Origin of the sequence: Williamsia sp. (assembly GCF_036566845.1) — a bacterium.
Classification (GTDB): domain Bacteria; phylum Actinomycetota; class Actinomycetes; order Mycobacteriales; family Mycobacteriaceae; genus Williamsia.
Map to the genome: position 1 here is coordinate 1 of NZ_DATCVM010000123.1, position 7,163 is coordinate 7,163.

8 protein-coding genes and 3 tRNA genes are annotated in these 7,163 nt (G+C 63.7%); 5 read left to right on the top strand and 6 right to left on the bottom strand.

From position 1 onward, the window contains the following. Window positions 1-196: 196 nt before the first annotated feature. The gene (locus VIQ49_RS11525) at window positions 197-679 is read right to left on the bottom strand and encodes a TetR/AcrR family transcriptional regulator (protein WP_331884606.1); all 483 of its coding nucleotides are present in this window, start codon (window positions 677-679) and stop codon (window positions 197-199) included. Window positions 680-750: 71 nt separating this feature from the next. Between VIQ49_RS11525 and VIQ49_RS11530 the strand changes: the two genes are divergently transcribed. From VIQ49_RS11530 to VIQ49_RS11540, 3 genes are all read left to right on the top strand, one after another. After that, a complete protein-coding gene (locus tag VIQ49_RS11530) occupies window positions 751-1,320 on the top strand; it encodes an alpha/beta hydrolase (protein WP_331884608.1) in 570 nt (189 codons plus the stop codon). Between the two features lie 231 nt (window positions 1,321-1,551). Beyond that, window positions 1,552-2,319 (top strand): alpha/beta fold hydrolase, encoded by a 768-nt coding sequence (locus VIQ49_RS11535; RefSeq protein WP_331884610.1) that lies wholly within the window; start codon window positions 1,552-1,554, stop codon window positions 2,317-2,319. Continuing rightward, on the top strand, window positions 2,316-2,768 hold the full coding sequence (locus VIQ49_RS11540; RefSeq protein WP_331884612.1) for an alpha/beta hydrolase: 453 nt from the start codon (window positions 2,316-2,318) through the stop codon (window positions 2,766-2,768). The genes VIQ49_RS11535 and VIQ49_RS11540 overlap by 4 nt, the downstream gene beginning before the upstream one ends. Window positions 2,769-2,912: 144 nt before the next feature. Here the strand turns inward: VIQ49_RS11540 and VIQ49_RS11545 are convergent. From VIQ49_RS11545 to VIQ49_RS11555, 3 genes are all read right to left on the bottom strand, one after another. Further along, window positions 2,913-2,986 (bottom strand) — tRNA-Phe (locus VIQ49_RS11545). Between the two features lie 43 nt (window positions 2,987-3,029). Continuing rightward, window positions 3,030-3,103: transfer RNA gene (locus tag VIQ49_RS11550), tRNA-Asp, on the bottom strand. 31 nt (window positions 3,104-3,134) lie between these two features. After that, window positions 3,135-3,207 (bottom strand) — tRNA-Glu (locus tag VIQ49_RS11555). Between the two features lie 139 nt (window positions 3,208-3,346). Here VIQ49_RS11555 and VIQ49_RS11560 point away from each other — a divergent pair. Together VIQ49_RS11560 and yidC are read left to right on the top strand one after the other, a co-directional pair. Beyond that, window positions 3,347-3,661: a DUF6412 domain-containing protein gene (locus VIQ49_RS11560; protein WP_331884614.1), complete on the top strand. Its 315-nt coding sequence runs from the start codon at window positions 3,347-3,349 to the stop codon at window positions 3,659-3,661. 154 nt (window positions 3,662-3,815) lie between these two features. Then, window positions 3,816-4,676: a membrane protein insertase YidC gene (gene yidC, locus VIQ49_RS11565; RefSeq protein ID WP_331884616.1), complete on the top strand. Its 861-nt coding sequence runs from the start codon at window positions 3,816-3,818 to the stop codon at window positions 4,674-4,676. A 70-nt stretch (window positions 4,677-4,746) separates the two neighbouring features. Here the strand turns inward: yidC and VIQ49_RS11570 are convergent, their stop codons facing one another. Further along, entirely contained in the window at window positions 4,747-5,856 is a 1,110-nt protein-coding gene (locus tag VIQ49_RS11570) for a phosphatase PAP2 family protein (RefSeq protein WP_331884618.1), read from the bottom strand. A gap of 244 nt (window positions 5,857-6,100) precedes the next feature. After that, a partial coding sequence (locus VIQ49_RS11575) for a DEAD/DEAH box helicase (protein WP_331884620.1) occupies window positions 6,101-7,163 on the bottom strand: 1,063 nt, incomplete at its 5' end.

Consider the following 7,163-nt stretch of genomic DNA (forward strand, 5'->3'; position numbering starts at 1 on the left):
AGCCTTGCCCGTCCATCGCACGCTCGACATCCCGCAAGATCTCATTGGGCCCCAACGACCCCGCAGGCCCGATCCCGGTCACCCGCTCGGCTTCTGAATCCGTCCCCCCGAACATACTTTCGATCATGCCACGGGGGTCTGACATCGTCGATCCCGGGATTTCAGCCAGACACCGTTGATGGTTCTTCGGCAGCGCTCACGCGTCAGGGCGCTTCAGAACTGAGTCCACCGCGTGGTACAGCGTCGTCGTCTCGGACTCCAGGAGCGAATGGTCGGCGGGTATCGCACGATCAAGCGACAGACCGGTCAAGACCGTGTTGAGGAACCTCGCCTGGCGGTCGAGATCGCCCTCGATCCGGGCACCTTCCTTGTCGAGAACACTCAACCAGTATTCGACCCGGCGCGTGCCCACGTCGGCGATCGCTGCGTAAGAGGTTCGCAGTTGGTCGGTGGGTTCGGGCACCACAAATGATTCCAGGAACGTGATCCAGGATTGCCGCGCCTGCTCGCCGACAAGCGGCGCAAGAACCAGCCGCAGACACTGCACGAGACGGTCACGTGCGGGCAGCGACTGGTCGTGAATGACCTGGTCATCCGCCGTCACGACGTCGTAGATGGTCTCGAGAACCGCATCCCGCAGGGCGCGCTGGGTCGGGAAATGGTGTCGCAGCGATCCCATGCTCACACCCGCCACCCGAGCAGGTTCGGCAGACGTACTTCACCATCGCAGACAAGCTCGACCGCACACCGGTGCAAGGACTCGACGGGCGCAGTTTCCGGCTCGGGACCTTCGTGTCGCTGTACAACCCCGTGTCGTACGAAGCCGCAGCGCAGACGTGGAAGGCGTCGCTGGACAACCCTGCGTCCGAGGGCCCGACCGTCTCGAAGACGCTCTCGGCGTTCGACAATTCATGGTCGGTGTTCCTGGCGGTCACGTGCAACGACGTCGAATGGCCACGCGACCCCGACGTCTATGAGCAAGCTGTCGACGAGGACCGCGAGAAGTTCCCGCTGTTCGGCGCGGCCGGCGCGAACATAATGCCGTGCGCGTACTGGCAGCTCGAGCGCAGCGAACCGCCGGTCCCGGTCGAAGCTGACGGCCTGACGAATGTCCTTGTCGCCCAACACCGGCGCGACCCCGTCACACCGCTGAGCAACGGCGAGCTGATCAACAACAAGTTCGGCGACCGGTCACGACTTCTCACAGTCGACGGCAGCGGCCACGGCGTCTACGTTCTCGGCTCGAACGAGTGCGCCCAGGATGTCATCACCGACTACCTCGTCAACGGCATCATGCCCGAGGCCGACCGCAGCTGCTGAGTCAGCCGCCCCACACTGGAGAAGTATGAGTCAAATCCATTGTTATGAAACCGAATACAGTCAATCTGCTGGCAGCCCCGTGCACTCTCGGGCCGAACTGGCCCACCGTCTGGCCCCGCAGATCAAAGATCGCTTCGCCGCGGATCAGACAAACACGTAAGCCCGAGCAGCCGAAACCATTACACCGCAAGCAAACCCGTGCACCAATCAGACGGAGGACGTTGATTGCTCATGAGCCCATCACCACCTTTCACCCTGCGCGCGGCGGTCGCGATCTGCCTCTCGGCGCTGTTGGCACTCGCAGCCACGGCCTGCACCACATCCTCGGAACCGGCCGCCGACTTGCAACGGTTCTACGACCAACAGCTCACGTTTGAGCCGTGTCAGGGCTACGCCACCACTGTCGCCGACGAGACCACCTTCGCGGCCGACCCCGCGATCGGATGCGCCCGCCTCGAGCTGCCGCTGGACTACGACGAACCGGACGGCCGGACCGCGCAGATCGCGCTGCTCAAGGCGCCCGCACGCGGCGAGTGTTTCTCCGACGAGCAAACTGACGCTGGGGGCGCCACCCAAACCCTCCTGGTCGGCGCAGGACAGTGGACCGAGCAGGACACGCGCCGCATCGTCGAGCAGTGCGCCCAGGGGTCCGGCGGCGCGGACGTGCTGGCCCATGTGTGCACCCGCGACGCGGCCCGCGACATGGACATCCTGCGAGCCGCTCTCGGCGACGACAAGCTCAGCTATCTCGGCCAGAGTTATGGCACCCGACTGGGCGCGGTGTACGCCGAAATGTTCCCCCAGAACGTGCGGGCCATGGTCCTCGACGGCGCCATCGACCCCCAGTTGGGGACCGCGCAGCGCCGCATTTCGCAATACACCGGGTTCCAGCTGTCGTTGACGAGATGGCCGCCTTCTGCGCCACAGACCCGCAGTGCCCGCTCGGTACCGACCCGAGCAAGGCCACCGAAGCCTTTCAGGAGCTGGCGCGACCGTTGATCGAGAACCCGCTCGTCGGCCCGGACGGCCGCCTGATGGACTTCAATGGCGTCTTCGACGCCGTCGCCGGCCGCGACGCCGACGGACACTACCCCAACTTCAACGAGGCGCTGTTGGCGATCAACTGCATGGACGAACAGCGCAGCACCCCCGAGGAACAGGTCGCTGTGCGGCAACAGAACCAGCAGGCCGCACCGTTCACCGACCCCGGACAAGGACCGGCCGGAGCACGCGATATGTGCGAATTCTGGCCTGCAGAACCAACGTTGGGGTATCCGTACGCCGCTGGAATCGAGGGCTTACCGGACACGCTGACGATCTCGATGACTGGCGATCCGTCCACGCCGTACGATGGCGGCGTCAGTTTGGCCGACACCCTCGGCGGCTCCTTGCTCACCGTCGAGGGCGAACAGCACACCGTGGCCTTTTCCGCGCCAACAATTGCGTGAACACTGCCGTTGCGGACTACCTGGTCAACCTCACGACCCCTCCCCGCAGGCTCGCTGCACGCTGTGAACCCTGGGAACGCGAAAATCCGGTCCTCGTGGAGGACCGGATTGGAGGCATCAGGCGTGCTGACTGGAAGCTATCGGTGGCCAGAGTCGGGATCGAACCGACGACCTTCCGCTTTTCAGGCGGACGCTCGTACCAACTGAGCTACCTGGCCGAACGACATCCAGGCAACCTGGACATCTAGTCGCAATTTCTTGCGACCCTGACGGGACTCGAACCCGCGACCTCCGCCGTGACAGGGCGGCGCGCTAACCAACTGCGCCACAGGGCCTTGCTGTGCTTGTCATTGTCAGTGACATGCGTACCCCCTACGGGATTCGAACCCGCGCTACCGCCTTGAAAGGGCGGCGTCCTAGGCCGCTAGACGAAGGGGGCCGGTGTTCTCCGTTGGGAGCTGAATCAGAATATGACACAGACACGGCAATTCCCAAATCAGCAGGCCAGGCCCTTTTCTTCGGCAGAGACCGAGATTTCCGGGGCTATGCCACACCACGACTGCGGTATGTTCGATCACATGATCTCGGGGGCGAGCGAACTGAGCAGGTGGATGCTTGCACTCGTCGTGGCCGCACTTTTTGTGGTCGCGGTCCCCGTCGCGTTCGACAACCAGGCCGGCCTCGTCGCCGTCGGCGCGTCTGTTGCAGTCCTGCTCCTCTCGGCGTTCGCAATGGAACGCTCACGCGATCTCTTACTGCTGGTCGTTGTCGGGAACTCCGGTCCTTCGAGCGACGAACGGTGCCTGCGCGGGTCGTTCCGGCGGCAGACAAACCCGGATACCGATGGTCGCCCACGTCCCAGGGCACCCGGAAGCGGTCTACGACCGGCCTGATCTGTTGTGACCGGACTCCCCGTCCGGCACCGGTTTGGTCGACACGAGTTGCTCTTGTCCTCGTAGGCCCATCCCCCCACGTCGCCGCCCGCTGAGCCCTGTGTAGATCACCCAGGCCCTGGCGTCGATGTGCCTCGCAGTGAGGTGTTCCATCATGCTCGACGTAATCTGCTATCCCGTGTCCGCGATCTTGTGGTTCTGGCACAAGGTTTTTGCCTTCGTTCTCCAAAGCCCCGACAGCGGCGTCTGTTGGACGCTGGCAGTGGTGTTCCTGGTGTTCACGCTGCGCCTGATCCTGATCCGGCCGTTCATCAAACAGGTTCGTACACAACGCCAAATGCAAAAGCTCCAGCCGAAAATCAAAGAACTACAAAGCAAACACAAGGGCGATCGGCAGCGGCTGACCGCCGAGATGCAGCAGCTGCAACGCGATCACGGTGTCAATCCGCTACTCGGATGCCTGCCCGTTCTCCTTCAGATCCCGGTGTTCTTCGCGCTCTTCCACGTCCTGCGGTCGTTCAAACCGAACTCCCTCTTCTCGGCCACCGACGTGCAGTCGTTCCTCGATGCCAAGCTGTTCGGGGCGCCACTCTCGGCCGCGATCACGATGCCCGTCGAGCACATCGAAGCGTTCGGTGAGGTGAGCCGGCTCGCGATCGCAGCCGTGGCCGTCCCGTTGATGGTGATCGCCGCGGTGGCCACCCACTTCACCGCTCGCGCCAACCTGGCCCGAAGCGCCACCACGTTGTCCACACCTCAGACGACGATGATGAACAACCTCGCCTTGTGGGTGTTCCCGATCGGCGCGATCGTGGGTGGACCGTTCCTGCCGATCGCCATCGGGATCTACTGGCTGGCCAACAACGGCTGGACGCTGGCACAGCAACACTGGGTGCTCCGCAGACTCGATGCAGAAGAGACCGCCGACCGGACCCTCGCTGTGAAGGCATCACCCAGCGGTCCGCCACCTTCCGCTCGGCCCGCTCCAGGTCAGGGGCGGCGGGGTAAGCGCTGACAGCAAAAGGCCCGACCGGAAGTTCCGGTCGGGCCTTTTGGTGTCGATGTCAGACGGTCACAGGGACCCTCTACTTGCTCCAGGTCTGGGAGTCGACCGCGTACGCCGCTGCGAGGTCGATCCGCAGCCAGCCGCCGTCAGGGCCCGACTTGTCGAGCGGGTAGCCGGCCGGGATCGCCGTCTGCTCGAGGATATCGAGGCGCTGCGCATCGGTCAGGTTCGGGAACCTGGTCTCCAGAAGCGCGGCGGCATCAGCCGGGATCTTGTTCTGCTGATCCGGCGCGATGCGCGGCAGGCCATAGGTCATCAGTTTCCGGTGCTCGGCAACGGCGTCCTCGGTCGACAGGTACGGGGTGTCGGCGGCGATGAACTCCGTCAGCGGCTTTCCAACAGCCTTCTCGAGCTGCTCACGCAGCTGCACGCCGGCGTCGTCGATGAGCCGATCGAACCCCGGGTCGGTGAGGCGAGCGGCGGCGAGGTCCATCGCCATGAGGCGGCCACCGAGGACATCGAGCGGATAGTGCACACCGAGGACAACGCGTCCGAGCCCGATCTCACCGGCGCGGGCGATGATCTGCGGTCCGAGTTCTGGCAGCCACGACGCGAGGAGCGCACCCTTCCAATAACCCTGGCTGGCGTGGCCCGACGGGTATGACCCGTTCGTCTCGAGTTCGGCGTAAAGGTGACCACCAGGACGGTCGTAGCGCTTGATCTGCTCGGGCGCCGCCACAAACGGACGGGGATTGCCGAAGAACTCCTTCTCGGGAAGCGTTGTCGCAGAGGGCAGTCCGGTGCGCGCGAGATCGCCTTCTGCGAGCGCGGCAACCTTCGGCAGCTTGCCGGCGTCCAGCAGATCCAAGAACACCGGGCCGAGCTGCGCACCGAGCGCGACCGACAGCGAGACCAGGCGATCGTCGTAGTTGATCTCGATGGCGTCCTGCTGCAGTTCCGGCGTCGCGCCGTTGTTGATCGACACGACCGTGTCGAGGTTCTGAGCGATCACCGCGGGATTGTTGTCGCGGAGCTCGGTGAAGCCATCGAGAACCGGGAGATACGTCCCGCCCGGCGGGAGATCGGACGGGTACGGACCCACCAGCTCCAGCGGCGTGAAGCTCTGGGGCGCAGTATCTGCGGTGGCAAGACCACCGCCGATGGGGAGAACGAGCGCTACGGTCGCCATTAACGTCATGGCGATGGAGCGGGAACGAGAAATCGACATGCTCGGAATAGTTCCGGAATCCGACAACCAGCACAAGTTCCTGAAACCCCGATCCCGATGCGCGCAGGACGAATTCCGAACGATCACCTCGTGTTGAGAACGAATTCACCCAGTAGTTGCACTACGCGGACCAACTAATCCCCTGGAACGGCCTAGCAGCCGTAGCCAGGCATCGGGGCGCAATCGACCCGGGGGCGGAGAGCGACTATCCCAACTGCCGCCGCGGGTCGGGGAAGCCGAGGGCTACATAGCCTGGAGCTCGTTTGCGTAGCGATGAAGCCAGAACCGGCGTCTGCTCGTCGTGGTAGTCGTGGACTACCGCCGAGTCCTTACCGGGGAACGCCCTGGTGACGCGACCGACGTACTGGACGAGACGGTTCTTGAAGGTAATAGGCGCGGCAAGGAACAAAGTGTCCAGCGCTGGGCAGTCGAAACCTTCGCCGATGAAAGAACTCGTTCCCACCACCAGAAGGGGCGTATCCCCGGGTGAATGTTCAGCGAGTCGAGTCAGCGTCTTCTGCCGTTCGGCTGCTTTCATTCCCCCACGGAGAACCGTGGTCTCGAAACCCGCTTCGGCGAGTTTGTCGCTGATCGCGGTGAGGTGATTCACCCACGTCGTGAGCACCAGCACGTTGCGACCAGTCCGATGGGAGGCCATGACGTCTGAAACGATCATCTCGAGTCGGTCCGCGTCGGCGACCAGTGCGCGATAGATCTCAGCCATCCCACCCGGCAGCCCGGGTTCAGCATCCCCGGAGTATCGGAAGCGCGTGGCATGAACATGTAACACAAGCTGTGGAGGCTGTACGTCGTCGGCGGCCGACAATTCTCCGGCGGCGGGTGCGGAAACCAAGATCTTGTTGGTGCCGAGTTGGTGAAAGGTGAGGTCTTCGAGTCCGTCACGTCGCTCGGGTGTGGCCGTAAGGCCTAGCCAGAACCGTGCCGAAATCTGCTGGAGCACATCAGAAAAGGCAGCAGCCGCGACGTGGTGGCACTCGTCGACGATGACCAATCCATACCCGGCGGCGAACTCGTGAGCATTTCCTCGCCGCGCAAGTGTCGGCAACAGTGCGATATCAATGATGCCCGTGGTCTTTGACCGTCCCCCACCGAACTGGCCACACTTGACTCCCAGGTGAGTCAGCAAACGTTGGCGCCACTGGTCCGCCAGCGCTTTCCGGTCGACCAGGATCAATGTCGACGTGGCACGCTCGGCGATCGCCGCGCACGCCATCACAGTCTTGCCCATTCCTGGCGGGGCGATCAGT

Excerpts from the sequence above, each read along its gene's own strand:
- yidC (WP_331884616.1), top strand. The coding sequence starts at position 3,816 with ATGCTCGACGTAATCTGCTATCCCGTGTCCGCGATCTTGTGGTTCTGG.
- VIQ49_RS11535 (WP_331884610.1), top strand. The coding sequence starts at position 1,552 with ATGAGCCCATCACCACCTTTCACCCTGCGCGCGGCGGTCGCGATCTGC.
- VIQ49_RS11560 (WP_331884614.1), top strand. The coding sequence starts at position 3,347 with ATGATCTCGGGGGCGAGCGAACTGAGCAGGTGGATGCTTGCACTCGTC.
- VIQ49_RS11525 (WP_331884606.1), bottom strand. The coding sequence starts at position 679 with ATGGGATCGCTGCGACACCATTTCCCGACCCAGCGCGCCCTGCGGGAT.
- VIQ49_RS11570 (WP_331884618.1), bottom strand. The coding sequence starts at position 5,856 with ATGGCGACCGTAGCGCTCGTTCTCCCCATCGGCGGTGGTCTTGCCACC.